Below are 24,792 nucleotides of genomic sequence, written 5' to 3' on the forward strand. Positions count from 1 at the left end.
CACCCTGGAGGAAGCACCGTGCGACTCCGACACCACCACCGAGGAGCGCTGGCCGCGGCCGGCGCCGGCCTCACCGCCCTGCTGCTCGCCGTCGGCATGACCGGCAACGCCGCGGCGGCCACCCTGTTCGGCGACACCTTCGACGACGGCAACGCCGACGGCTGGTCCAAGTCCGGCGGCGACTGGTCGGTCGTCACCGACGGCTCACCCGCGTACCGGCAGGGCAACAACGCCAGCGAGCTGGCCCGCGCCTTCGCCGGCCAGACCGGCTGGACCGACTACCAGGTGCAGGCCCGGGTCAAGCCGCTGTCGTTCAACGGCGCCAACCGGCTGGTCGGCCTGGCGTCCCGCTCCACCAGCTCCACGAAGATGTACCGGCTGGCGCTGACCAACGCCAACCGGGCCGAGCTCCAGATGGTCAACGGCAGCCAGATCTCCGTGCTCGGGTCCGCCGCGCTGACCGTCGCCACCGGCACCTGGTACACCTTGCGGATCGAGGCCAGCGGCAGCACCATCAGGGGCTTCGTCAACGGCACCCAGATCGCCGCCGGCACCGACCCCGCGTACGCGGCCGGCCGGATCGTGCTGGTCACCGCGTACGCCAGCGCGGTCTTCGACGACGTCGCGGTCGACGGCGCCGGCGGCACCCCGACCACGCCGCCGACCTCCTCCTCCCCCACGACCTCGCCGACCACGCCGCCGCCCACCAACCCGCCACCCACCACGGGGCTGGTCGGCTGGGCCACCCAGAACGGGGGCACCACCGGCGGGGCCGGCGGCGGCACGGTGACCGTGAGCGACCCGGCGGCACTGGCCGACGCGGTCGAGGGCGACGTGGCGACCACGGTCCGGGTGAACGGGAACTTCAGCTGCTCGACCGAGATCCGGGTCGGCTCGAACAAGACGGTCATCGGGGTCGGCGCCGGCTCCGGGCTGACCGGCTGCGGCCTCAACCTGCGCGACGCCCGCAACATCGTCGTCCGCAACCTCAAGATCGCCAAGGTACGTGCCGGCGTCGGCAACGGCGACGCCATCCACCTGGACAACTCCACGAACGTCTGGATCGACCACAACGACCTGTCCAGCGACACCACGAGCGGCACCGACTACTACGACGGGCTGCTCGACGTCACCCACGGGTCGAACTTCGTCACCGTCTCCTGGAACCGGCTGCACGACCACGTGAAGTGCTCGCTGGTCGGGCACAGCGACAGCAACTCGGGCGAGGACACCGGCAAGCTGAAGGTGACCTACCACCACAACGTGTTCAGCAACTGCTTCCAGCGGAACCCGCGGGTGCGCTTCGGCAACCCGGTGCACGTGTTCAACAACTACTACGTGAACACCGCCAACCCGTCGTACAGCTACGGCATCGCCACCACCTGCGGCGCCGGGGTGCTGGTCGAAGGGAACTCCTTCGAGAACATGACCGACCCGACGCACGTCGGCGAGGGCTCCTCGCCGCCCGGCAACCTGGTCGAGCGGAACAACCTCTACGTCAACTCGGGCGCACCGCAGACCGCCGGCAGCGTGGCGTCGATCCCGTACGCGTACACCCTCGACGCCGCCAGCACGGTGAAGGCCACGGTGACCGCCGGGGCCGGCACCGGGAAGATCAGCGGCTGACCCCGGCGCCCTCGCCGGGCCGGCGCTCCCCCTCGGGGCAGCGCCGGCCCGGCCGGTAATCCCGTTGCCGCTCGCGGGCGGTCCTGCGACCATCGAAGCCATGATCAAAAGAGAGGGCGTGACCACCTCGGCGCGATGAGCGCGCCGCACCGGCAGCGGGACCAGCACCGCTCCGGACTGTGCAACGGCCCGGCGAACCACCACCGCCGGCACCGGACGGCAGGGCTCCGCGACTGGCTCTGGACCGTCTTCCCCATGTGACCCACGACCACGCTCCCGCCGGCTCGGACCACCGGCGCGGTCAGCGGGGTCCGGCGGCGTGCGCCCGTTCGCGGCGGGCGGCCCGCCGGGCCCGGACCACCCGCACGACCACCACGAGCACCACGAGGGCGAGCAGCGCCTCGCCGCCCCAGCCGAGCCGCCGCTCCAGCAGCCGGAACGACGCCCCGGCCAGGTAGCCGAGCAGCGCCACGGTCACCGCCCACAGCGCGCCCCCGGCCAGGTTCGCCAGGGTGAACGCGCGGCGCGGGAGACCGCTCATCCCGGCCAGCCCGGGCACCAGCGCGCGCAGCGCGGCCGCCCACCGGCCGAACACCACTGCGGCGGCGCCCCGGCGGCGGACCAGGTCCAGCGCCCGCGACACCTCCCCGGAGCGGACGAACCGGCGGGGCGTGCGGGCCAGCAGCCGCCGGCCGTACCGGCGGCCCACCAGATAGCCGACCTGGTCGCCGAGGGCCGCCCCGAGGACCGCCGCGAGGATCACCGCCCAGAGCGGGAGCCGCCCCTCGTGCGCCAGCACGCCGCCCACCAGCACCGCGATCTCGCCCGGCACGAGCAGCCCGAGAAAGGTGGACGCCTCCAGGGCCGGCAGCAGGAACACCAGGGCCAGCACCAGCGCGGGCGGCAGCGCCACCAGCAGATCCAGCACCCGGTCCACCCGCCGATTGTGACCCGCGACCCGGCGGCGCCGCGCCCGCCCGGCGGGATCGGACATCCGGTGGAAACCAACCGCCGGGTCGAGGAATAAGGCCGGCCCCGACCGGGGACAATGACCGACAGGACGGGACGGTGACGGCAAGCGCCCAGGCCCGGGACGTGCGCGGGACGGGGGACCGGACGTGGAGGGTGGGACGGCCGCCGGGCTGGTGCCGGGCGACGACCCGGCCGGGACGGCCCCGGTCTTCACCGTCGACCTGCCCGCCGACCCCGCGCGGCTGGCGCCCACCCGGGAGCGGCTGCGGGGCTGGCTGCGCGCGCACGGGGTGAGCGAGTGGGACGTCGAGACCGTGCTGATCGCCACCGGTGAGGCGTGCGCCAACGCCATCGAGCACGGCTACCGGTTCGCCCCCGAGGGGATCACCGCGCTCCGCGCCGAGCTGCGCGACGACCACCTGGTGATCGAGGTGCGCGACCGCGGGGGCTGGCGGGCGGACGCCGACGGCGACCCCGGCGACCGGGGCCGGGGACGGATGATCATGAAGCGGGTGATGGACGAGGTGAGCATCGTCGGCACCGCGGAGGGCACCACGGTCCGCCTGGTCAAGCGACTGACCGGGAGCTGACCCGGGCCGGCCGTTCCTGGCGAAGATCAGCTATAAGGGACGCATGGAGTTCCCGGCGTACCTGGCGACCATGCCGATGCACGCGATCACCGAGATCCACGGCGAGCCGGGCCTGCTGGCCCGCTTCCGGCTGGAGGTCGAGGCGTTCGACGAACCCGCCCGGGAGCGGCTCACCGCCGCCCTCGACCTCGCCGCCGAACTGCACCGGGACGACCGGCGGGTGCGCGAGCCGTACCTGAACCACCTGCTCCGGGTGGCGATCCGGATGATGCACCACTACCAGGTGCGGGACGTGGACGTGATCGTGGCCGGCCTGCTGCACGACGCCGTGGAGGACCACCCCGCCGAACTGGCCGGCCCGGCCGTCCCGGGCGACCCGACGCCCGCGGCGCTGGCCGCGCTGGCCGCGCGGTTCGGTCCGCGGGTCGCCCGGCTGGTCGGCGCGGTCACCAACCCGGCGTACGACCCGGGGCGCGACCGGAACGTCCAGTACCGGGAACACGTGGCGGCCAGCCTGGACCGGGAGCCCTGGGCGCGGGTGATCAAGGTGTCGGACTTCACCGACAACGGGGTGGGCGTGATCCACACGGTCGGGCCGAAGGTGGCCCGCTCGGCGGCCAAGTACCGGCCGCTGGTGCCCGTCTTCCGTGACCTCATCGCCCGGCCGGACACGCCGCTGTCGGCGCCGGTGAAGCGGCACATCTTCGCCCAGCTCGACCTGGCCGAGGAGCGGTTCAGCGCGATCCTCGACCGGCCGAACTGACCGGCGGGTTGGTTCAGCCGGCGTCCGGGGGCGGGGCGGCGACGCGCTGCGGCCCGGTCGGCCGGCGTCCGCGGGTGGGCGCCGACGCGGCGGACCGGTCAGCCGGCGTCCGCGGGTGGGCGCCGACGCGGCGGACCGGTCAGCCGGCGTCCGCGGGTGGGCGCCGACGCGGCGGACCGGTCAGCCGGCGTCCGCGGGTGGGCGCCGACGCGGCGGCCCCGTCAGTCGGCGTCGGGGGGTGGGGCGCCGACCCGGCCGCCCAGGGCGGCGGTGATCCGGGCCCGCAGCGCGGGCAGCCGGTCGGGGTGGTCGCGCAGCACCACGCGCAGCGACCGGTGGCCGCCGGCGGCGACCCCGCCGAGCACGTCGAGCAGGGTGCCGAGCTGGGCGGGCGGCTCGTCGGCGAGCAGGTCCGCCGCGTCCCGGACGACGAGGGTCAGCGGGCCGGCGTCGAGCCGGTCGGCCAGCACGTCGGCGAGGGCGTCCCAGTTGCGCCCGAACCAGGCGGGCAGGGGCAGGGCCTCGGTCAGCGCCTCGTACAGGCCGGCCCGGGTCCGGGCGCCCGCCCCGGCCACCGGCACCCCGGCCGGCTCGGGCTCCGGCCCGGCGGCGAGGACGAGCCAGGCCGGCGGGTGCGGGGACGCTGCGCCCATCGGTCGATCCTTTCCGGTCGGCGCGGGTCGGGCCCGCCGGCCCGACCCGCTCCGAACGCCTGTCAGAGCCGGTAGAAGTTGGCGTAGTGGTCGGGCGAGAACCAGGTGGCCCCGGTGCTCTTGTTGACCACGATCCGGTACGCGTCCCGGGCCGCGCCGCAGGCGCGCGGGTAGACGTCGTACTCGTAGTAGGTGGCGTTGGTGGGGAGCTGCCCCTCGTAGTTGTAGAACCGACCGCCGGCGAAGTTGCACAGGCCGCCGCTCCAGGAGTACCAGCCGCGGCTGGTCGGGAAGCTCTTGGCGGACCAGCCCGAGCGCGCGGTGCGGGCGTCGGCGCAGCGGGTCATCGTGCACGAGCTGTAGACGGCGGCCTGTGCCGGCTCGGCGAGCCGGGTGGAGACCGCCGGCGGGCCGACGAGCGCGGCGGCGACCATGGCGGTGAGCAGGGCGCACGCGCCGAGGGCCCGGCGTACGCGGGCGCCGGTGGAGCGGAGCGGGGTCGCAAGCGTGGTCAAGGGATCCTCCCCGAACTGGGCGACGGCATCGACCGGTGTCGTTGTCCGGTCGCGCCCAGTCTGGCGGTGATCCTGCCCGGCGTACAGACCCGCGCGGCGACCGCGCCCGGAACGCCGGGTGAACGCTCGATGATCGACCGTGGCCGGGCGGCCCCGTCGGACCGCCCGGCCGGGCCGGTCAGCAGCCGATCCGGGTGGCGCCCAGCGCCACGTCGTCGAACCAGAGCGTGTCGGCCGCGCCGCCGTAGCTCTCCCAGCCGATCTTGAGGTCGGTGAGCTGGGGACGCCAGGTGCGGCCGTACCACTGCTTGGGCGCGGCCCTCATGGCCTCCACGAGCCGCTGGGGCGTGGTGAGCCGGTCGTTGACCGCCCGGATCACCGGCGCTCGCCGCTCGCCGGACGGCAGCAGCGGCCAGGAGTCGACGAGGGCCTGTTCGAGTCGGGTCACGGTGAGGCCCCGCCGGACCACGACGTGCGGCGGATCGAGGAGGAGGCCCTGACGCCGGTGCACGGCCACCCCGGGCCGGCTGCGGATGCCCGCGCCGGCCGGGGCGCTCAGGTGCAACAGGTCCCCGGCCCGCGGCCGGCGCAGCCCCCATGTCGCGAGCGCGCTGAGGTGGCTGAGCGCGCCCCGCCCGTCGGCCCATGCCTGGGCCGCCCGGATGCCCACGGCGGGGTCGAGTCGGCCGATGGCCGGCTGTTCCGGTCGATCATTCAGCAGGTGCGCCGCCACGAACACCTCGGGCAGCACCCGCACCAGGTCACCACTGCCGCACGCCCGCCGCAGCGTCCACTCCGGCACGACCTGCTCGGCCACCGCACGGGTCACCAGTCCCCCGCCCCGCTCCACGAGTTCCCGAAGCGCCGCATTCACACCCCAAGGCTGCCGCCCCCACGGCGCCTCCCCCCACCAACGCACCACCCCCCCTGTGCACAGCCACCACACTGTGGACAACACCCACAAACCCCTCGCAATCCGCTAGGGCAGCCGATCGCTGGCGGCTGGGGTGTCGTGGCGTCGGCGTGTCCGGTCATCGGTCCGTCAGTGATCGAGACGTCCACCAGCGGCGCGCGGCGCCCCGGTCCCGCGCGGCTGCCGGGGGCCGCCGCGTCGGCTTGTTAGCGTGGGACGGCGGAGGGCCGACTCGGCGTCTCCGCACACCCCTCGAACGGCCGCACCGACCCCGTACCGGCGCGGCCGTACGACGCGCGGCTGCTCCAGCGGAGAGGGGTGCGATGACCGGGACGCCCGGCGAGGACGGCGGCGAGACGGACGGCGGCGGCCCGGGCGCCGACCGCGGCCAGGGCGTCGAGGGCGGCCGGGTCGGGGTACCGGCGCCGGACCGGCAGGAGCGGCGGGAGCGGTGGCTCGTCCACGCGCGGCAACTCTGGGCGGTCACGCGGCGCGGGGCGGAGCGGCTGTGGGTGGCGGCCCGGCCCCTGCTGGACCAGTTGCGGTGGCAGGAGGCGGAACCGTCGGCCGTGACGCTCGTCGACCGGCGGGCGGCACCGACCGTGCTGGTGCCGGCGCAGGGGCAGGTCTACCACTTCGTCGTCCGGGCCACCTTCACCTGGACCTCGCACAACGCGCGGCCGGAACTGTTCGGCTGGTACGTCGACCAGTTCCAGCCGCAGGCGCTCCAGCGGTTCCGGCGCATCGCCGTCCGGTGCGCCGCGGACATCCCGCCGGACCGCCCCCGCGCCTTCATGGTCGCGCTGGAGGGTGCGATGACCGGGGACGACGCCCTCCCTTGGGCCTACGAGCGCGGCGAGGTGGCGTTCACCTGCGAGCCGGACGTGTCCGTGTACCTGGACGAGCCGGTCCGCAGGCTGCTCCAGCCCTACTGGGACCAGCGCATCGCCCTGGAGTGGCAGCGCGACCTCGACCGCCGGCGCGCCGAGTACGCCGAGGAACAGCGCGGGCGCCGCCCCGCGGACGCGGGCACCGCGCCAACGGCCGGCATGCCCGAGAACGGTGCCGCGCCGACAGCCGGCATGCCGGAGAACGGTGCCGCGCCGACAGCCGGCATGCCGGAGAACGGTGCCGCGCCGGCGGCCGGCACGCCGGAGGACGGCGCTGCCCCGACGGCCGGCAAGCCGGAGGCGCTCCGGACGGATCACCCGCCGCAGCAGCGGAAGCGCCAGCCGGGCGGCCGGCGGAGTCCCCGGCCGGATGCCCCGGTGGAGCAGTTCACCCCACTCGAACCCTTCCCGCCGCCCGCCCCGCCTCCGGTGCGTCCCCCCGGACCACGACCCGCACCGCCGCAGTCCGGCGAGACCCCGTCGGGCGACCCGGACAACTCCGGGCCGCCCAACACATGAGCCGGCGAATCAGCAGTTGTTGGTGCTGGTCTGGTTGCGCTTGAGGTAGTCGGACCAGGTGACGCCCTGGACGACCGAGACGACGACGCTGCCGTCGTGGATCTGCTCGTAGTGCAGGTGCGGGCTGAGGTCGTAGATCGCCGAGGAGGCGCCGACCTTGCCGATGACGGTGCCCTGGTTCACGGTGTCGCCCGCGGCGACCAGGCGCTCGCTGAGGTGGGCGTACCGGGTGCGCCAGCCGTCGCCGTGCCCGATGACGATGGTGTGCCCGTAGCCGGTGGTGGTCGAGTAGTACGACTCCAGCACGGTGCCGCCGGCGCTGGCGACCACGCGGCGGCCGAAGTCGTCGGCGTTGCCGTTCGCGTCGTAGTGGTTCCAGTCGATGGAGTGGGCCGGGCTGTGCCCGTTCCAGTTGTTGCCCTGCCAGGTCTGGCCGCACAGGAACGGCATCCGGAAGCCCGGCCGGGCGGCCTGTGCGGGCTGCACCCCGGTCAGTGCCCCGACGATGACGGCCACCGTGAGCAGTGCGAGCACGCGCCACCGGGCGGCGGTGAACGGTACGGACATCGGTTCCCCCTTCGAGCGACAGGCATCGATGCTATGCCACGGGGGGCGGGTCGGACGCGTCCGCGTACGGCAGAATCGGCGGGCGATGGAGGCGGCGAGGATCCTCACCGCGCTCGCCGAGCTGGCCCCGGCCGGCGCCGAGCGGTCCTTCGACGTGTCCGGCGCCGGCCGTCCGCTGATCTGGCTGCCCGAGCCCGACCGGGGGCCGCGCGGCACCCGGCTGGACCGGCTGGCGGCCCTGGACGCGCTGCACCGCGACGAGCGGATCCTGCGCCGGGGCCTGGCCTTCGTCGTCGGCGGGGCCGACCTCGACGGGGCCCGCCGGCGGGTCCGGGTGCCGTTGCTGGCCCAGCCGGTGCGCCTGGACCGCACCCGCCGCGGCTACCGGATCGTGCCGGCCGGGGACCTGGAGCTGACGTCGCTGATCGAGGACCGGGATCTCGCCGCCCGGCTGGAGGCCGCCCCGGGCCTCGCCGGACCGGGCTGGCTCGGCGCGCCCGGCACCACGGCGTGGATCACCGCCGCCGCCGAGGCCGCCGGCCTGAAGCTGGAGGCGGTGCTGGCGCGGCCACCGCGCAGCATCGACGAGGGCACGCTCACCGGGGTCGCCGCCGCCGCGCTCTTCACCACCCGCGACGTGCTCGCCGGCCGACTGCGCGACACCCTGCTCGGCTGGGCGGCCCGCCCCGGGCTGGCGGACACGGCGCTGAGCCGGCTCTACGGCGACAGGACCGGAAGCGTCGAAACGCCGGCCGTGTTGCCGGCGCCGACCAGGTCGCTGGACTCGACCGGCCAGCGCGGCCCGGCCGACGACGCCGAGGTGCTGTCGCCCCTGCCGTTGAACAACGCCCAGCGCGACGTGGTGCGGCGGACCAGGACCGAGCCGGTCGTGGTCGTCTCGGGCGCGCCCGGCAACGGCAAGAGCCACGCCCTGGTGGCCGCCGCGCTGGACACCGTGGACCGGGGCGGGTCCGTGCTGGTGGCCACCCAGTCGGTGCACGCCGCGGACGTGCTGGGCGAGCTGCTGCGCCGGCACCCGGGGCCCACGCCGGTGCTGTTCGGCGACGCGGAGCGCCGCGAGACGATCGCCGCCGACCTGGCCGGCGGCGCGGCGGCGGGGGCGGACGACGCCACGCTGCGGGCCGACGAGGCCGCCGTGGCGTCCGCCCGGGACCGGGTGGCGGCCGTGTCGGCCGGCGTCGCCGCCGCCCTCGACGAGGAACGCCTTGCCGCCACGCTGCCCGGTTGGCAGCCGCTGCTGCCCGCCCTGGGCCGGGACGCCCCGAGCCTGTTCGACCCGGACACCGACCTGGCCGCGGTCCGGTCCGCCCTGGCCGGCGCCACCGCGGCCGGCGACGGCTGGTGGCGGCGCTGGCGGCGGGCCCGCGCCGGACAGCGGCTGCGGCGGCTCGTGGGCGGCGACGTGCCGGTGGAGCGGGTGCGGGCCGCCGTGGAGGCGGCGAGCGCGGTACGGGCGGCGGCGCGGCTGGCCGCCACCGGTGGCACCGACCTGGCGGCCGCGTGGCGCGGCCTCGCGGAGGCGGACGCCGCGCTGGCCGACGCCGTCGGCACGGCGATGCGCCACCGGGCGGCCAGCGCCCGGCGGTGGACCGGTACGGCACGGCGCGCGACCAGCGGGCTCGGCGCGGCGCTGCGGGCCGGCCGGAACCGCCGTCGCGAGCTGCTCGCCGGGCTGGACGCGGAGGCGCTGGTACGGGCGCTGCCGCTGTGGGTGGGCACGGTCACCGACGTCGAGGACCTGCTGCCACCGGTCGCCGGGATGTTCGACCTGGTGGTGCTCGACGAGGCCGCACACATCGACCAGCTGCGGGCCGCGCCGGCGCTGGCCCGGGCGCGGCGCGCGCTGGTGGCCGGCGATCCGCGCCAGCTCCGGTTCGTGTCGTTCGTGGCCGACGTGGACGTGGCCGCCACCCTGCGCCGGCACGGTCTGGACCGGTTCGGCGACCGGCTCGACGTACGCCGGTCGAGCGCCTTCGACGTGGCGGCCGGCGCCGCCCCGGTCACCTGGCTGGGCGAGCACCACCGGTCCGTCCCGCACCTGATCCAGTTCTCCGCGCGCCGGTTCTACGGTGACCGGCTGGAGCTGGTCACCCGCCATCCGCGCAACGAGCGCGCCGACGTCATCGACGTGCTGACCGTCGACGGGGCGACCGTGGTCGAGGGTGTCAACCAGGCCGAGGTCACCGCCGCCCTCGACCTGGTGCGGCGGCTCGCCGACGACCCGCCGGCGGGCGGGATCGCGGTGGTCAGCCCGTTCCGCGCGCAGGCGGACGCGCTGGAGGCCGCGCTGCTGGCCGCGTACGACGTCGACGAGATCGAGCGCCTCGGCCTGCGGTCGGGCACCGTGCACGCGTTCCAGGGCAGCGAGGCGGACGTGGTGATCGCCTCGCTGGGGCTGGTCGACGGCGACCCGCCGTCGCGGCACCGGTTCGTGGCCGAGCCCAACCTGTTCAACGTGCTGGTCACCCGGGCACGCGCGCGGCTGGCCGTGGTGACCTCCCTGCGGTCGCCCGAGGGCCTGGTGGGTGACTACCTGGCGTACGCGGGCCGGCCGCCGGCCGCACCCGACGTGGAACCGGCGACGGGCTGGACCGCCGAGCTGGCGGAGGAGCTGCGCCGGCTCGGGCTGCCGGTGCGGCCCGGGTATCCGGTGGGCCGCTGGCGGGTCGACCTCTGCGTGAGCACGGGCGCGGACGCGGTCGGTGTGGTCTGCGCGGTGCACCCGGAGGGGGTGGCGGCGCACCTGGAACGGCAGCGCACGCTGACCCGGGCCGGGTGGCGGCTGCACGACGTGTTCGCGAGCCGCTGGGCGGACGACCCGATCCGGGCCGCCCTGGACCTGGCGTCCCGGATCAAGGCGCGCTGACGGCCCACTCGCTCAGGCGGCGAGCGACGCGTACCGGCCGGCACGGTCGAGCAGGCTGGCGTGGGTGCCGGACTCGACGATCCGGCCGTGGTCGAGCACGGCGATCTGGTCAGCGTCGCGGACCGTGGAGAGGCGGTGCGCGATGGTGACCACGGTGCGGCCCCGGGCCAGCTCGTCGAAGGCCCGCTGCACGGCGCGCTCGGTCTCGGTGTCCAGCGCGCTGGTCGCCTCGTCCAGCACCAGGATCCGCGGGTCGCGCAGCAGCGTGCGGGCGATGGCCAGGCGCTGCTTCTCGCCGCCGGAGAACCGGTGGCCGCGGGAGCCGACCACCGTGTCGTACCCGTCGGGAAGCGCCGCGATCAGGTCGTGGATCTGCGCGGCGCGGGCGGCGGCCTCGATGTCGGCGTCGGTGGCGTCCGGCTTCGCGTACCGGAGGTTCTCCCGCACGGTGGCGTGCAGCAGGTAGGTCTCCTGGCTGACCACGCCCACGACGGCGGCCAGGTCGGCCAGGCGCACGTCGCGCAGGTCGACGCCGTCGACGGTGATCCGGCCGGCGTCGGGGTCGTGCAGCCGGCTGATCAGCGCGGCAAGGGTGCTCTTGCCGGAGCCGGTCTCCCCCACCAGGGCCAGGCTGGTGCCGGCCGGGACGTCCAGGCTGACCCCGGCCACGGCGGCGGTGTCGCTGCCGGGGTAGCTGAAGGTGACGTCGGAGAAGCGCAGGTGGCCGCGGACCCGGGCCGGGTCGAGGGCCACCGGGCGTGCCGGGTCGGCCACCTCGACGGGCAGGTCCAGGTATTCGAAGATCCGGGCGAACAGCGCCATCGAGGCGGTCAGCGAGACGCCGACGTTGAGCAGGCCCATGAGCGGCCGGAACAGGTTGCCCTGGAGGGCGGTGAAGGCGACCAGGGTGCCGATGGTGAGCGTGCCGGCGGTGCCGGGCAGGCCGGCGCCCAGGTAGATGACGGCGGGGATGGCCGCGAAGATCACCGTCATCGAGGCCATCCGCCAGCGGCCGGCCAGCTCCGAGCGGAGTTCCAGGTCGACGAGGCGGGCCGAGGAGGCGGTGAACCGGTCGACCAGGGTCGCGCCGGCGCCGAGGGTCTTGGCCAGCTGCACGCCGCTGATCGACAGCCCCTCCTCGATGGTGACGTTGAGGTCGGCCAGCTCGCGCTGGCGGCGGGCGGTGATCTCGCGGCGCAGTCGGGCCACCCGCCGGGTCAGCCAGATGGCGGGCGGCAGCACGACCACCGAGACGAGGGTGAGCCGCCAGCTCAGCGCGACCATGGCGATGACGGTGGCGACCACGGTGGTGAGGTTGGCGGCGATCGACGTGGCGGTGGAGGTGACCACGGCCTGCATGCCGCCGATGTCGTTGGTGATGCGCGACTGCACCTCGCCGGTGCGGGTGCGGACGAAGAAGCCGATCGACTGGCGCTGGAGGTGGGTGAAGACGTCGGTGCGCAGCCGGTGCATGACCTCCTGCCCCACCTGGGTGGAGATCCAGGTCTGGGCCACGCCGAGCACGGCGGTCACCGCGGCCACCCCGACCATGCCCGCGACCAGCCAGGCCAGCAGGGTCAGGTCGCGCTCGGGAAGGGCCCGGTCGATCACGGTACGCAGCAGGAACGGCGACGCCATCGCGATCACGGACGACGCCATGATGATCGCCACCACGGCGGCGAGGGGGCCGCGATGGTCGGTGAAGAGGCCGCCGATCCGGCGCAGGGACACCTGGCGGGCCTGCGTCTTCTCGGCGGGGGTCACGGTGGTCCGGCCGCCGCCGCGGCCGTCTCGGAATCCGTCCAAGGGTGTGCTCTCTTCCGTCGGGTACATTGCTGAGGTTACCTCATCATGAGGCAACAACAGCATGTGCTGCTACCGTATTCCGGTGACCGGCAGCGACGACGAGGAGAGCCTGGCCGAGACGTTCTGGGCGGTGGCCCGGCGGCTGCGCCACCAGTCCAAGCGCACCCTCGAACCCTGGGAGATCAACCCGGGGCACGCCCGGGCGCTCGCCGTGCTCATGCGGCACGGCGCGGTCCGGCTCAGCACGCTCGCCGAGCACCTGCGCATCGCCCCCCGCTCCGCCACCGAGGTGGTCGACGGCCTGGCGGAACGCGGGCTGGTCGAGCGGCAGCCCGACCCGGTGGACCGGCGGGCCACCCTGGTCGCGCTCACCGGCGAGGGCGAACGGGTCGGCGAGGCCATCCGGGTGGCCCGGGCCGCCGAGGCGGAACGGTTCTTCGGCGCCCTCGACCCGGCCGACCGGGCCGAGCTGACCCGGATCCTGCGCCGGCTGCGCGACGACTGACCGGTATCGAGGGCCCGGCGCGGACCGGCCGGGCCAGGGACCGCGCCGCGCGGCGACCGTCAGCGCGCGCCGGCGACCGTCAGCGCGCGCCGGCGACCGTCAGCGCGCGCCGGCGACCGTCAGCGCGCGCCGGCGACGGTCAGCGCGCGCCGGCGACGGTCAGCGCAGGCCGGCGGCGATGGCGTCGACGAGCAGCGCGCCGATGGTGCGGGCCAGGGTGGCCCGGGCCGCCGCCACGTCGAGGCCCATGGCGTCGCGCATCATGGCCCACGCCGCCCAGGTGCAGGCCACGGTCAGCGCGTCCAGCAACTGCTCGCGCCCCGGGCCCGCGTGCGCCAGCTCCGGCTCGAAGACCAGCTCGATCTCGTGGCGGACCCGGACGATGGCCGCCTCGCGGTTGCGCCGCAGCTGCGGCGAGAACGGTTCCCGCAGCGCCGAGGCGCGCGCCGAGGGGGCCAGGACCTCCAGCATCTCGGCCCGCTGGTCGCAGAACTCCGCGATCCGCCGGGTGAGCGGCAGCTCCGGCGGGATCGGCCGCCAGAGCGCGTCCAGCCGCTCCCCGACCAGCCGCCCGGTCGCGGCGAACAGGGTCTCCATGTCCTTGAAGTTGGTCCACAGGGTGCGCAGTGACACCCCGGCGCGCTCGGCGATCCGCTCCCCGGTGGGCCGCAGGTCGCCCGCGTCGATGAGGGCCAGATGCGCCTCGACGATGGCGGCGCGGGTCCGCTCGGCCCGCGCCGACCGGCCGTCCACCCGCGCCGGCGCGTCGGCGTCCACCTCGATCATGCGACTGCCCCCTGTGCGTGGCTCCCTGACCCGCGCGACCCGCCCGCCCCGGTGGCGTCGCGCCGGACTGCGCAACTCTACGTGCGCGCCGCCGGGCGGCCGTCACCGCGGTGACGGCCGCCCGGCCCGTGGCGCTGGTCAGGTGGTCGGGATGGCGTCCGCCGGCGGCGTGGCCGGCGGCTCGGTGAACTCGGTGACCGCGGCATCGCCGTCGTCGGTGGTGTACGTCGGGCCGAAGTACGCCTGCGCGCCGTTCTGGACCTTGTTCAGCCGCACCCCGCTGTAGCCGGCGTGCACGTCGTCGCTGTACCGGAACGGCGTGAGGCCCGGCCCCCGGAAGCCACCCTTCTGCACGGCCTCGACGAGCTTCTCCCGGGTCGGGTCCTTGCCGGCGGCGAGCAGCGCCTGCACGAAGGTGTACGCCATCGAGTAGCCGTAGATTGCGTTGCCGTCGACGGGGTTGGCCGAGTTGTACTGCTGGTGGATCTTGGTGAACTCCTGGATCCACGGGTTGGCCTTGTCACCCGCCATGGGCAGGTAGTTGTCGGCCACCATGCCCTCGAGGATCACCTTCTTGTCCCCGAGCTGGTTGGAGAGCGTGGTGTAGTCGGCGCCCACGTTGGACACCACCCACTGCGCCCGGAACCCCTGCCCGGCGGCCTGCCCCATGGCCAGCGCCGTGAAGCCCGGGATGCTCGCCGAGATCACCACCTGGCAGCCGGCCGCCTTGAGCGCCCCGATCGCCGGCCCGACCTGCTGGTTGGTGGTGGTGTACGTCTGCTTCGCCGCCACCGCGCCGAGGACCTTCTCGACCCCGGCCAGCGAGTCCCGCCCGAAGTCGTCGTTCTGCCCGAAGTGGCAGACCTTGGCGCCGGGGAACTGCTGCTTGACCCAGGTGGCGAGGATCTTGCCCTCGACGGTGTAGTCGGGCTGCCAGCCGAAGGTGGTCGGGTACTTGTCGGGCTGGTTCCAGTTCCGGCTGCCGGAGGAGACGAAGAGGTCGGGCACCTTCTGGGTCTTGACGAACTCCAGCACGTTGGTGTGGGTGGGGGTGCCGAGCCCGCCGAGGAGCGCGAACACCTTGTCGTCGAGCACCAGCTTGCGGACCACGTTCTCGGTGTTGGCGGGGTTGTAGCCGTCGTCCATGACCTTGTAGACGATCTTCCGGCCGTTCACCCCGCCCTTGCTGTTGACGTGCTCGAAGTACGCCTTGGTGGCGGCGGAGATCTTCGAGTAGCCGGGTGCGGCGGGGCCGGTGAGCGGCTGGTGGGTGCCGATGACGATCTCGGTGTCGGTGACCCCGGGGACGTTCTCGGCGGCCTGCTTCTCGTCGTCGGCGCAGGCCGGCACGGCGGCCAGCAGGGCGAGGCCGGTGGCGGCCGCGAGTATGCGGCGGGTGGTGGGGCGCATGGTTCTCCATTCCGGTGCGGCGGTGCGGACGGGCGGGTGGAACCGGGGTGGTCAGTGCTCCGGCGCGCGGCGGCGGGCCCGCAGCCGGGCGGCGAGGGTACGGAAGGCGCCGTGCAGGCCGCCCGGGGCGGCGAGCATGACGACGATGAGGATCAGGCCGAACACGGCCAGCGCGAGGTTGCCCTCCAGCCGCTGGGCCAGGCCGGACGGGAGGCTGAAGGTCTCGGTGAGCAGGCTCGGCAGGTCCTGGAGCGCGACCAGCAGCACCGCGCCCCACACCGCGCCGGCGAGGCTGCCCAGCCCGCCGATCACGATCGCCATGAGCAGGAACAGCGACAGCTCCAGGGGGAACTTGCCGGGCGCGACGGTGGCGGTGAGCACGGCGTACACGCCGCCGCCGAGGCCGGCGCAGCCGGCGCTGACCACGAAGGCGAGCACCTGGGTGCGGGCGACGTGGATGCCGGCGAGCCGGGCGGCCACCTCGTCGTCGCGTACGGCGCGCAGCGACCGGCCGAACCGGCTGCGGACCAGGTTGGCCAGCAGCAGCACGGTCAGCAGGGCGGCGAGCAGCGCGATCCAGGCCAGCCACCGTTCCGGCTGGAAGTAGGCGCCCAGGAACGCCGGCGGGGCCTCCGCCGGGAAGCGCAGCCCCTGCTCGCCGTTGAACACGCCGGTGAAGATCGTGCTGACGGCCGGCACCAGCGTCGCCACCGCGAGGGTCACGCCGGCCAGGTACGGCCCGCGCAGCCGGGCCGCCGCCAGCCCGATGACCATGCCGGCCAGCGCGGTCGCCGCGACGGCGGCCAGCAGCGACAGCGGCAGGATCCACCGCCCCTGAACCCCCCGCTCGTCGAACCCCCGCTGCACCAGCGCCACGGTGTAGGCGCCGGTGGCCATGAGCGCCCCGTGGCCGAGGGAGAGCTGGCCGTTGAGCCCGACCAGCACGGTGTAGCCGGCGGTCACGCAGAGGAACGCGCAGACCCGGGCCACCTGGAGGTTCTGGTAGGGCGCGAGCTGGTTGGTGAGCAGCACGACGAGGGTGCCGGCGAGCACGGCGACGGCCAGGTGGCGCAGCAGGGTCGAGCCGCGCGCGCCGGCGGTGGCGGGCGCGCCGGGCAGCAGCCGGCGCAGCGGGGACGGCCCGGCGGGCCGGTCCACCCCGGAGCGGGCGGAGGGGCGGGTGGCGGTCACACGTGCCTCGCTCTCGCGCTGGAGAAGAGCCCGCCGGGGCGGACCAGGAGGACGGCCAGCAGCAGCACCAGGACGGCCAGCGGGGTGGTGTCCGGACCCAGGTAGCCGGTGACGTACGAGAGGATCAGGCCGACCAGCAGGCCGCCGACCACCGCACCGGCCGGGCTGTCCAGGCCGCCGACCACAGCGGCGGTGAACGCCACGACGAAGACCAGGTCCATGGCGTGCGGGTGCAGCCCCAGCCCGGTGGGGACGACGAGCATGCCGGCGAGCGCGCCGACCGCGGCGGCCAGGGCCCAGCCGAGGGTGAGCATCCGGGAGACGTCGACGCCGAGCAGCCGGGACACCTCGGGGGCGAACGCGGCGGCCCGCATACGCAGGCCGATCGGCGTGCGGGTGAACAGCAGCGCCAGCAGGACCACCACCACGAGCACCGCGCCGAGCACCCACAGGTCGTACGGCGAGAGCGCGGCGACCCCGCCCACGGTGAGCGCGTCGGTGTCGAACGGGGCGGGCGCCGGCCGGTAGCCGTTGCCGAACACCATGCCGAGCACCGCCTGGATGAGCAGCACCAGACCCAGCGCCACGATGACCTCGTTGAGCGGGTTGGCGTGCCCCACGAAGCGCATGAGCACCCGTTCGACGAGCGCGCCCAGCAGCAGGCCGGCGAGCACGGCCGCGCCCAGGCCCACCCAGTAGGAGCCGGTCGCGGACGCCACCGCGTAGCCGACGTACGCGGTGGCCACGGCCATCGCGCCCTGGGCGAAGTTGACCAGCCGGGCGGCCCGCCAGATGAGCACCAGGGCGAGGGCGAACGCGGCGTAGACCGCGCCCGTGGACAGCCCGCCGAAGGTGAGGAACAAGAACCGGTCCAATGCGGATCCTTCCTGCTCGCCGGGCCGTCAGAACCCGAGGTACGCGTGCCGGAGCTGGGCGTCGTCGCGCAGCCGCTCCGCCGGGGCGGCGGTCACCACCCGGCCCAGCGACATCACCACGCCCTGGTCGGCGACGGAGAGGGCGCTGCGCACGTTCTGCTCGACCAGCAGGACGGTGAGCCCCCGGTCGTCGCAGAGCCGGCGCAGCAGCGCCATGATCTGCGCGGTCACCTTGGGGGCGAGGCCGAGCGACGGCTCGTCGAGCAGCAGCAGCCGGGGACGGGCGATCAGCGCCCGGCCGAGGGCGAGCATCTGCCGCTCCCCGCCGGAGAGCTGGTGCCCGGCGTGCCGGCGCCGGCGGGCCAGGGCCGGGAACAGCTCGTACACCTCGTCCTGGGCCCGCCGGGCGTCGGCCCGGTCGCGGCGCCAGAGCCCGCCGAGGCGCAGGTTCTCCTCCACGGTCAGCTCGGCCACCACGCCCCGCCCCTCGGGCACGTGCGCCAGGCCGCGCCGGACCAGACGCTCGACGCGGACGCCGCGCAGCTCCGCGCCGTCGAAGCGGATCCGGCCGCCGGTGGGCCGCAGCAGACCCGACAGGGTACGCAGCAGGGTGGTCTTGCCGGCCCCGTTGGCGCCGAGCACGGCGGCGATGGTCCCGGCGGGCACCGCGAACGTCACGTCCCGCAGCACCGGGACCGGCCCGTACCCGGCGCTGACGGCCTCGACCTCCAGCATCCCGGTCACGATCCGGCCCCCGCCGCCTCGGCCGGCACGTCGGCGCCCAGGTAGGCCTCGGTGACCAGCGGGTCGTCGCGGACCTGGTCGGGGGTGCCGGCGGCGATGACCCGGCCGAAGTCGAGCACCACCAGCTCCTGGCAGACGGACATGACCAGGTCCATGTGGTGCTCGACGAGCATCACCGAGCAGGCGCCGCCGGCCCGCTCGGGCAGGGTGCGGACCAGCTCGGCCAGCTCGGCCACGTCGTCGGCGCCGAGCCCGCCGGCCGGCTCGTCGAGCAGGAGCAGCCGGGGCCGGGCGATCAGGGCGCGGGCCAGGGCGACCCGCTTGCGGACCGCGTACGGCAGGGTGGCCGGGGCCGTGCCGGCGTGCGCCGCGACGCCCAGCTCGGCGAGGAGGTCGAGGGCCTCCCGGCGCAGCCGCCGCTCGTCGCGGTCGCTGCGCGGCAGGCCGAACAGGGCGGTGGCGAAGCCGGCCCGGGCCGCGTGGCTGGCCCCGGCCACCACGTTCTCCAGCACGGTGAGCCCGGGGAACAGGCCGACGCCCTGGAGGGTTCGGGCGATGCCGAGCCGGGTCAGCCGGTGCGGGCGGGGCCGGAACGGCCGGCCGTCCAGGGTGAGCGATCCGCTGGTCGGCGGGACGAAGCCGCAGACCACGTTGAACAGGGTGGTCTTCCCGGCGCCGTTGGGGCCGATCACGCCGACGATCCGGTCGGGCGGGACCCGCAGCGAGACGTCGTCGAGGGCGACCAGCCCGCCGAACCGGACGCCGACGCCGTGCAGCGCCAGGTCGATGCCGTCCACGGGGGTGGTGGGTGGGCTCATCTTCACCTCGGGAGAGGACGCGGCGTCGGGGGTGCGCGGTGCGGCTCGGGCGAAGCGGGGAAACTTATTACACCGGGAGTGTACTTTTCGGCGAGGGTTCGTCAATGCCTCCCGCAGGGCATGGCGATATCGACGGGATCACGATTCCGCGACGCGCGCGGAGTTGCACCCGTCGTGCAGGGGTCGACCCGGGCTCAGCCGGCGGCCGGAGCGGGCGCCCGCAGCGTGCGCACCTGGCCGGTGCGTGGCCCGCCGGACAGCGCCGCGGGGCTCCACTGTGTGGCGACGAGGTGGAGGGTGCGCCCGTCCGGACCGCCGAGCGCGCAGGCGAAGCAGCCCCGGTCCAGCTCGATCCGGTCGAGCACCCGGCCGCCCTGGGCGACCCGCACGGCGCACCGGTTCGGCACGTCGCCGTACCAGACGGCGCCCGTGGCGTCGAGGCAGATGCCGTCCGGCGCGGAGTCCGGCACCGCCGCCCAGATCCGCCGCCCGCCGAGCGTCCCGTCGGCGGCCACGCCGTACGCGGTGAGCCGGCCGGCGTACGACTCGGCGACGATCAGGGTGCGCCCGTCCGGGGTGAGCGCCATGCCGTTGGGGAAGGCCAGGTCGTCGGCGACGGGCCGGACGCCGCCGTCCGGCGCGACGAGGGCCACCAGGCCCGGCCGGAACTCCCCGCCGGGGAAGTCGAAGCCGATGGTGTTGACGTACGCGTTGCCGTGGGCGTCGGTGACCACCTCGTTCCACGGGTGCGGGACCAGCGCGGCCAGGTCGGCGTGGGTACGCAGCGCGCCGTCGGGTTCCCGGCGCAGCAGCCGCCCGGCGCTCCCGGCGACCAGCAGCAGCCGCCCGTCGGGCAGCCAGTCGAAGCAGATCGGCAGCCCGTCGACCCGGGCGACCACCTCGGTCCGGCCCGCCGCGTCGACGGCCAGCACCTCCCCGGCGCCCCAGTCGGCCAGCCAGAGCCGGCCGTCGTGCCAGCGGGGCGACTCGCCGAAGGCGAGTCCGTCGACCAGGATCTCCGGTGCACTCACGGGTGGCTCCTCAGCAGGTCGCGGGAGCGGCGGAGGAACTCCCGTTCGGCGGTGTTGTCGGTGCGCGCGATCGCCGCGTCGTACGCGGCCACGGCCTCGGCGGGCCGGTCGAGGCGGCGCAGCAGGTCGGCGCGGACCGCGTGCAGCACGTGGTAGCCGGCCAGGTCCAGCCGGTCGACCTCGGCGAGGGCGGCGGCCGGACCGTCCACCTCGGCCAGCGCGACGGCCCGGTTCAGCGCCACCACCGGCCCGGGCGCGTGCGCCACGAGCTGGTCGTAGAGGGCGAGGATCTGCCGCCAGTCGGTGTCCGCGGCGGTCGCCGCGTCACTGTGCACCGCGCTGATCGCGGCCTGGATCTGGTACGGGCCGGGCCGGTCCCGCCGCAGGCAGCGCCGCACCAGGGCCTGCCCCTCGGCGATCAGCGCCCGGTCCCACCGGCCGCGGTCCTGCGCGCCCAGCGGCACGAGCGCGCCGTCCGGCGCGGTCCGGGCGCCCCGCCGCGCGTCGGTGAGCAGCATGAGCGCGAGCAGCCCGAGCACCTCCGGCTCGTCCGGCATCAGCTGGTCCAGCAGCCGCCCCAGCCGGATCGCCTCGGCACACAGCTCGTCGCGGACCAGCCGCTCCCCCGCGCTGGCGGTGTGCCCCTCGGTGAAGATCAGGTAGACCACGGCCAGCACGGCGCGCAGCCGGTCGGGCAGGTCGGCGTCCCGGGGCACCCGGTACGGGATGCCCGCGTCCCGGATCTTCGCCTTGGCCCGGACCAGGCGCTGCGCCATGGTCGGCTCCGGCACCAGGAAGGCGCGGGCGATCTCGGCGGTGCTCAGCCCGCCGAGCAGGCGCAGGGTCAGCGCGACCCGGGCCGGGACGGCGAGCGCCGGGTGGCAGCAGGTGAAGATCAGGCGGAGCCGGTCGTCGCGCACGGGCCCCTCCTCGGCGGGCGGCTCGGGGGCGTACAGCAGGGCGGCCTGGGCGTGCCGGTCGGCGCGGGACGCCTCGCGGCGGCGCCGGTCGATCGCCCGGTTCCGGGCCGTGGTGATGATCCAGCCGGCCGGGCTGGGCGGCGGCCCGTCGACGGCCCACCGGTCGACCGCGACGGCGAACGCCTCCTGGACCGCCTCCTCGGCCAGGTCGATGTCGCCGAGCAGGCGGACCAGGACGGCGACCGCGCGGCCGTACTCCGCGCGGAAGGCCCGTTCGACGTCGGTCGGCCCGGTCATGCCTCGCCCTGGAACGGGCGCACCTCCACCGGCAGGGTGGTGGCCAGGGCGTACCGGCGGCCCCAGTCGAGCGCGGCGTCGAGGTCGGGCGCCGTGATGATGGTGAAGCCGCCAAGGTACTCCTTGCCCTCGGCGAACGGGCCGTCGGTGACGAGCACCTCGTCGCCCTTCGGGCGCAGCACGGTGGCGGTCTCCGGGGCGTGCAGCCCGTTGCCGAACACCCAGCAGCCGGCCTCCCGCAGCTCCCGGCCGATGGCGTCGACCTCGCGCATCACCCCGGCCAGGAACTCCGGGTCCGGCACGCCGCCGCCGGCCGGCTGGTACATGCTGATCAGGTACTGCTTCACGCGCGTCTCCTCACCCGCCGGAACGGCCCGGCGCCGCCCCTTCACCCTCCACACGAACGGTGGACGCCGGTATCGACACGCCGGCCGGAGAAGATTCCACCCGGATCCGGGTATCCCCCGCCGTGCGCGGCAGCCGGGTGGTCGTGGTCGGGGCGGGATTCTCCGGCCTGGCCGCCGCGCTCGCGCTCGCCGGGGCCGGCTGCGCCGTACGCCTGCTGGAGGCCCGGGACCGGGTGGGCGGCCGGACGCTCTCCCGGCCGCTGCCCGGCGGCGGCTGGCTCGACCTCGGCGCGCAGTGGATCGGCCCGACCCAGGACCGGATGTACGCGCTGGTCGCCGCGCACGGCCTGGCCACCTTCCCGTCGCCGGCCACGGGCACGCCGGCCGTGCGCTGGGCCGGGCGGCTGCTGGCCGGGGCGCCCGAGCCGGTGGCCGGGGTGCTCGACGCGCTGGACGGGCTCGCCGGGCGGCTCGACCCGGCCGCGCCCTGGCTCGCCGCCGAGGCGGCGGAGTGGGACCGGACCACGCTCGGTGGCTGGCTGGCCGCCACGGCCCCCGACCCGGTCACCGCCCGCTACGCCGGCCGGCTGCTGGCCGGCGGGCTGCTGGCCGCCTCCGCGGACGAGGTGTCGCTGTTGCAGATGCTGTTCTACCTGCGCAGCGGCGGCGGTACCGGCCTGCTGCTGGGCATGGCCGGCGGGGCACAGCAGGACCGGATCGTGGGTGGCCCCGCGGCGCTGGCCGAGCGGCTGGCCGCCGCCCTGCCGGCGGACTGCCTGCGGCTCGGCGCCGCGGTCGACGGGATCGTCACGGACCCGGCCGGGGTGCGGGTGCACGCCGGCGGCGAGGTGCACCGGGGTGACGCCGTCGTGGTCGCGGTGGCGCCGGCGCTGGCCGGGCGGATCCGGTACGACCCGCCGCTGCCGGCGCTGCGTGACGGGCTCACCCAGCGGATGCCGATGGGCGCGGCGATCAAGGTGCACGCCCTCTACCCGGAGCCGTTCTGGCGGGCCGACGGCCGCTCCGGGGTGGCGACCGCGGACGACGGCCCGGTCACCGAGACCGTGGACAATTCACTGCCCGGCTCGCCGGGCGGGGTGCTCACCGCGTTCAGCTACGGCGCGGAGGCCCGCGAGCTGCGCCGGATGACGCCGGACGCGCGGCGCGCGGCGGTGCTGGACGCCCTCGTCACGCTTGTCGGGCCGGCGGCCGCCCGCCCGGACGACCTGGTCGAGTACGACTGGTCGGCCGACCCGTGGACCCGGGGCTGTTTCTGCGGCATCCTGCCGCCCGGCTCCTGGCGGGACTACGGCCCCGAGCTGCGCCGGCCGGTGGGCCGGGTGCACTGGGCCGGCACCGAGACCGCCACCCGGTGGAGCGGCTACCTGGAGGGCGCGGTCGCGGCCGGCGAGCGCGCCGCCGCCGAGGTGCTGGCCGAGCTCGGCTGAGCCTCCCCAGACAAAGAAAAACTTCCATGTGTCTATTGAAAAGTTTCTCCACCCTGTGACCTAATGTTGACAGTTCCTTTCGTCAGTCTCCCCAACCCCCAGGGAGGAAAGATGAACCGTCCCCTGCGATCGGCGCTGCGTACGGCCGCCACGGCCCTGCTCGCCACCGTCACCCTGGCCGCCTCGGCCGTCGTCGGCGCGACTCCCGCCAGCGCCGCGCCGGCCGGCCTGCCCGGCATGGACGTCTCCAGCCACCAGGGCAACGTGAACTGGTCCGCCGCCTGGAGCAACGGCGCCCGGTTCGCGTACGTGAAGGCGACCGAGGGCACGTACTACACCAACCCGTACTTCGCCCAGCAGTACAACGGCTCCTACAACGTCGGCATGATCCGCGGGTCGTACCACTTCGCCCGCCCGGACACCACGAGCGGCGCCACCCAGGCCAACTACTTCGTGGACCACGGCGGCGGCTGGTCCAAGGACGGCAAGACGCTGCCCGGGGCGCTCGACATCGAGTACAACCCGTACGGCGCCACCTGCTACGGCCTGAGCCAGGCGTCGATGCGCAGCTGGATCGCCTCGTTCGTCAACCAGTACTACGCGCGGACCGGCCGGTGGGCCACCATCTACACCACCACCGACTGGTGGAGCACCTGCACCGGCAACACCTCGCAGTTCGCCGCGAACAACCCGCTGTGGATCGCGCGCTACTCCAGCAGCGTCGGCACCCTGCCGGCCGGCTGGGGGACGTACTCCTTCTGGCAGTGGGCCTCCTCGGGCGTCTTCCCGGGTGACCAGAACGTCTGGAACGGCACCCTGGACCGGCTCAAGGTGCTGGCCTGCAACGGACCCTGCTGACCCGCTCCGGTGGCGGGCCGGCTCTCCGACCCCTCCGGCTCGGCTCGCCCGATGCCGCGACCGGCGAACAGCCGCCCGCCACCGGCGGCGTCCGTCCCCCCGACGAGGAGGCCCCGATGTCCGTCCCCGTTCCCCGCCGGGCCGTGCTGCGCGGCGCGGTCCTGCTCGGCGCCGCCGCCGGCGCCACCGCACTGACCCAGTTCGGCGCCGGCCGCGACGCCCGGGCCGTCGCCACCCGGATCGACCAGCCGACCATCGCCAACTGCGCGACCTGGGGCGCACGCCCGCCGTCGTCGGCGGTGAGCGTGGTGCAGAGCCGGCCCAACAAGATCATCATTCACCACACCGCGTTCCCGAACACCACCGACTACAGCCTCGCGCAGGCCTACCGGAACTCCCGCGACATCCAGAACCTGCACATGGACACCAACGGCTGGCTCGACTCCGGGCAGCACTTCACCAACAGCCGCGGCGGCTACCTCACCGAGGGCCGGCACGGCAGCCTGTACGGGCTGCTGCACGGGCAGACCATGGTGCAGGGCGCGCACTGCGTCGGGCAGAACAGCCAGGCCATCGGCATCGAGAACGACGGCATCTACCTCGACGTGCAGCCTCCGCAGGCGCTCTGGGACAGCCTGGTGTGGTTCTGCGCCTTCACCTGCCAGCAGTACGGCATCCCGCCGACCGAGATCTACGGGCACAAGGACTTCAACAGCACCCAGTGCCCCGGCCTGCTGCACGACCGGCTCCCGGAGCTGCGCAGCACCGTCGCGGCCCGCCTCGGCGCCTGACCGGATCCCGGACACCTTCCGTTCGCCTCGGACGGAAGGTGTCCCCGCGTTTCAGCGCTCGCTTATATAA

The 24,792-nt window shown here is 75.2% G+C and carries 25 protein-coding genes; 10 read left to right on the top strand and 15 right to left on the bottom strand.

Going from position 1 to position 24,792, the window contains the following annotated elements:
* Positions 1-18: 18 nt before the first annotated feature.
* Together NLX85_RS24485 and NLX85_RS33140 are read left to right on the top strand one after the other, a co-directional pair.
* Positions 19-1,626: a polysaccharide lyase family 1 protein gene (locus NLX85_RS24485; protein ID WP_254338918.1), complete on the top strand. Its 1,608-nt coding sequence runs from the start codon at positions 19-21 to the stop codon at positions 1,624-1,626.
* 135 nt (positions 1,627-1,761) lie between these two features.
* Positions 1,762-1,887 (top strand): hypothetical protein, encoded by a 126-nt coding sequence (locus NLX85_RS33140; RefSeq protein ID WP_256567476.1) that lies wholly within the window; start codon positions 1,762-1,764, stop codon positions 1,885-1,887.
* 40 nt (positions 1,888-1,927) lie between these two features.
* On the opposite strand, the gene NLX85_RS24490 is transcribed toward NLX85_RS33140, so the two are convergent.
* Complete coding sequence (locus NLX85_RS24490; RefSeq protein WP_254338919.1) at positions 1,928-2,563, bottom strand: DedA family protein; 636 nt, start codon at positions 2,561-2,563, stop codon at positions 1,928-1,930.
* 181 nt (positions 2,564-2,744) lie between these two features.
* Between NLX85_RS24490 and NLX85_RS24495 the strand changes: the two genes are divergently transcribed.
* A complete protein-coding gene (locus NLX85_RS24495; protein ID WP_308210801.1) occupies positions 2,745-3,188 on the top strand; it encodes an ATP-binding protein in 444 nt (147 codons plus the stop codon).
* Between the two features lie 43 nt (positions 3,189-3,231).
* Complete coding sequence (locus NLX85_RS24500; RefSeq protein ID WP_254338920.1) at positions 3,232-3,951, top strand: HD domain-containing protein; 720 nt, start codon at positions 3,232-3,234, stop codon at positions 3,949-3,951.
* A gap of 221 nt (positions 3,952-4,172) precedes the next feature.
* On the opposite strand, the gene NLX85_RS24505 is transcribed toward NLX85_RS24500, so the two are convergent.
* From NLX85_RS24505 to NLX85_RS24515, 3 genes are all read right to left on the bottom strand, one after another.
* Positions 4,173-4,604: a barstar family protein gene (locus NLX85_RS24505; protein ID WP_254338921.1), complete on the bottom strand. Its 432-nt coding sequence runs from the start codon at positions 4,602-4,604 to the stop codon at positions 4,173-4,175.
* A 62-nt stretch (positions 4,605-4,666) separates the two neighbouring features.
* Positions 4,667-5,038 (bottom strand): ribonuclease domain-containing protein, encoded by a 372-nt coding sequence (locus NLX85_RS24510; RefSeq protein ID WP_370464071.1) that lies wholly within the window; start codon positions 5,036-5,038, stop codon positions 4,667-4,669.
* A gap of 259 nt (positions 5,039-5,297) precedes the next feature.
* Positions 5,298-5,993, bottom strand: a complete 696-nt coding sequence (locus tag NLX85_RS24515) for a hypothetical protein (protein ID WP_254338922.1) — start codon at positions 5,991-5,993, stop codon at positions 5,298-5,300.
* Positions 5,994-6,355: 362 nt separating this feature from the next.
* Between NLX85_RS24515 and NLX85_RS24520 the strand changes: the two genes are divergently transcribed.
* Positions 6,356-7,441: a hypothetical protein gene (locus tag NLX85_RS24520; RefSeq protein ID WP_254338923.1), complete on the top strand. Its 1,086-nt coding sequence runs from the start codon at positions 6,356-6,358 to the stop codon at positions 7,439-7,441.
* Between the two features lie 9 nt (positions 7,442-7,450).
* Here NLX85_RS24520 and NLX85_RS24525 read toward each other — a convergent pair whose 3' ends face one another.
* On the bottom strand, positions 7,451-8,008 hold the full coding sequence (locus NLX85_RS24525; protein ID WP_254338924.1) for a M23 family metallopeptidase: 558 nt from the start codon (positions 8,006-8,008) through the stop codon (positions 7,451-7,453).
* 85 nt (positions 8,009-8,093) lie between these two features.
* Here NLX85_RS24525 and NLX85_RS24530 point away from each other — a divergent pair, with 85 nt between their 5' ends.
* On the top strand, positions 8,094-10,895 hold the full coding sequence (locus NLX85_RS24530; RefSeq protein ID WP_254338925.1) for an AAA domain-containing protein: 2,802 nt from the start codon (positions 8,094-8,096) through the stop codon (positions 10,893-10,895).
* 12 nt (positions 10,896-10,907) lie between these two features.
* Here the strand turns inward: NLX85_RS24530 and NLX85_RS24535 are convergent, their stop codons facing one another.
* Positions 10,908-12,701, bottom strand: coding sequence for an ABC transporter ATP-binding protein (locus tag NLX85_RS24535; RefSeq protein WP_305885064.1), 1,794 nt, complete (start codon positions 12,699-12,701; stop codon positions 10,908-10,910).
* 82 nt (positions 12,702-12,783) lie between these two features.
* Here NLX85_RS24535 and NLX85_RS24540 point away from each other — a divergent pair, with 82 nt between their 5' ends.
* Complete coding sequence (locus NLX85_RS24540; protein WP_254338926.1) at positions 12,784-13,206, top strand: MarR family transcriptional regulator; 423 nt, start codon at positions 12,784-12,786, stop codon at positions 13,204-13,206.
* Between the two features lie 159 nt (positions 13,207-13,365).
* Here the strand turns inward: NLX85_RS24540 and NLX85_RS24545 are convergent, their stop codons facing one another.
* The 9 genes from NLX85_RS24545 to NLX85_RS24585 all read right to left on the bottom strand — a co-directional run bounded on the left by NLX85_RS24545 (position 13,366) and on the right by NLX85_RS24585 (position 21,625).
* Positions 13,366-13,992, bottom strand: coding sequence for a TetR/AcrR family transcriptional regulator (locus tag NLX85_RS24545; RefSeq protein WP_254338927.1), 627 nt, complete (start codon positions 13,990-13,992; stop codon positions 13,366-13,368).
* 138 nt (positions 13,993-14,130) lie between these two features.
* Positions 14,131-15,402, bottom strand: coding sequence for an ABC transporter substrate-binding protein (locus NLX85_RS24550; protein WP_254338929.1), 1,272 nt, complete (start codon positions 15,400-15,402; stop codon positions 14,131-14,133).
* Positions 15,403-15,453: 51 nt separating this feature from the next.
* Positions 15,454-16,593, bottom strand: a complete 1,140-nt coding sequence (locus NLX85_RS24555; RefSeq protein WP_254338930.1) for a branched-chain amino acid ABC transporter permease — start codon at positions 16,591-16,593, stop codon at positions 15,454-15,456.
* Entirely contained in the window at positions 16,590-17,468 is an 879-nt protein-coding gene (locus tag NLX85_RS24560; protein WP_091305667.1) for a branched-chain amino acid ABC transporter permease, read from the bottom strand. Before NLX85_RS24560 ends, NLX85_RS24555 begins: the two co-directional genes overlap by 4 nt.
* A gap of 27 nt (positions 17,469-17,495) precedes the next feature.
* Positions 17,496-18,203 carry an ABC transporter ATP-binding protein gene (locus tag NLX85_RS24565; protein ID WP_254338931.1) on the bottom strand — a complete coding sequence of 236 codons (708 nt, stop codon included), beginning with the start codon at positions 18,201-18,203 and terminating at the stop codon, positions 17,496-17,498.
* A gap of 5 nt (positions 18,204-18,208) precedes the next feature.
* A complete protein-coding gene (locus NLX85_RS24570) occupies positions 18,209-19,030 on the bottom strand; it encodes an ABC transporter ATP-binding protein (protein WP_254338932.1) in 822 nt (273 codons plus the stop codon).
* A 194-nt stretch (positions 19,031-19,224) separates the two neighbouring features.
* Positions 19,225-20,061: an SMP-30/gluconolactonase/LRE family protein gene (locus NLX85_RS24575; protein WP_254338933.1), complete on the bottom strand. Its 837-nt coding sequence runs from the start codon at positions 20,059-20,061 to the stop codon at positions 19,225-19,227.
* Positions 20,058-21,278: an RNA polymerase sigma factor gene (locus NLX85_RS24580; RefSeq protein ID WP_254338934.1), complete on the bottom strand. Its 1,221-nt coding sequence runs from the start codon at positions 21,276-21,278 to the stop codon at positions 20,058-20,060. Before NLX85_RS24580 ends, NLX85_RS24575 begins: the two co-directional genes overlap by 4 nt.
* On the bottom strand, positions 21,275-21,625 hold the full coding sequence (locus NLX85_RS24585) for a YciI family protein (RefSeq protein WP_091305648.1): 351 nt from the start codon (positions 21,623-21,625) through the stop codon (positions 21,275-21,277). The genes NLX85_RS24580 and NLX85_RS24585 overlap by 4 nt, the downstream gene beginning before the upstream one ends.
* A gap of 59 nt (positions 21,626-21,684) precedes the next feature.
* Here NLX85_RS24585 and NLX85_RS24590 point away from each other — a divergent pair, with 59 nt between their 5' ends.
* The 3 genes from NLX85_RS24590 (at position 21,685) to NLX85_RS24600 (ending at position 24,722) form a co-directional block, all read left to right on the top strand.
* Positions 21,685-23,073, top strand: coding sequence for an FAD-dependent oxidoreductase (locus tag NLX85_RS24590; RefSeq protein ID WP_308210802.1), 1,389 nt, complete (start codon positions 21,685-21,687; stop codon positions 23,071-23,073).
* Positions 23,074-23,184: 111 nt separating this feature from the next.
* The gene (locus NLX85_RS24595) at positions 23,185-23,931 is read left to right on the top strand and encodes a lysozyme (protein ID WP_091305642.1); all 747 of its coding nucleotides are present in this window, start codon (positions 23,185-23,187) and stop codon (positions 23,929-23,931) included.
* Between the two features lie 116 nt (positions 23,932-24,047).
* Entirely contained in the window at positions 24,048-24,722 is a 675-nt protein-coding gene (locus NLX85_RS24600; protein ID WP_254338935.1) for a peptidoglycan recognition family protein, read from the top strand.
* The last annotated feature ends 70 nt before the right edge of the window (positions 24,723-24,792 follow it).

This window comes from Micromonospora sp. A3M-1-15 (assembly GCF_024213425.1).
GTDB lineage: Bacteria > Actinomycetota > Actinomycetes > Mycobacteriales > Micromonosporaceae > Micromonospora > Micromonospora chersina.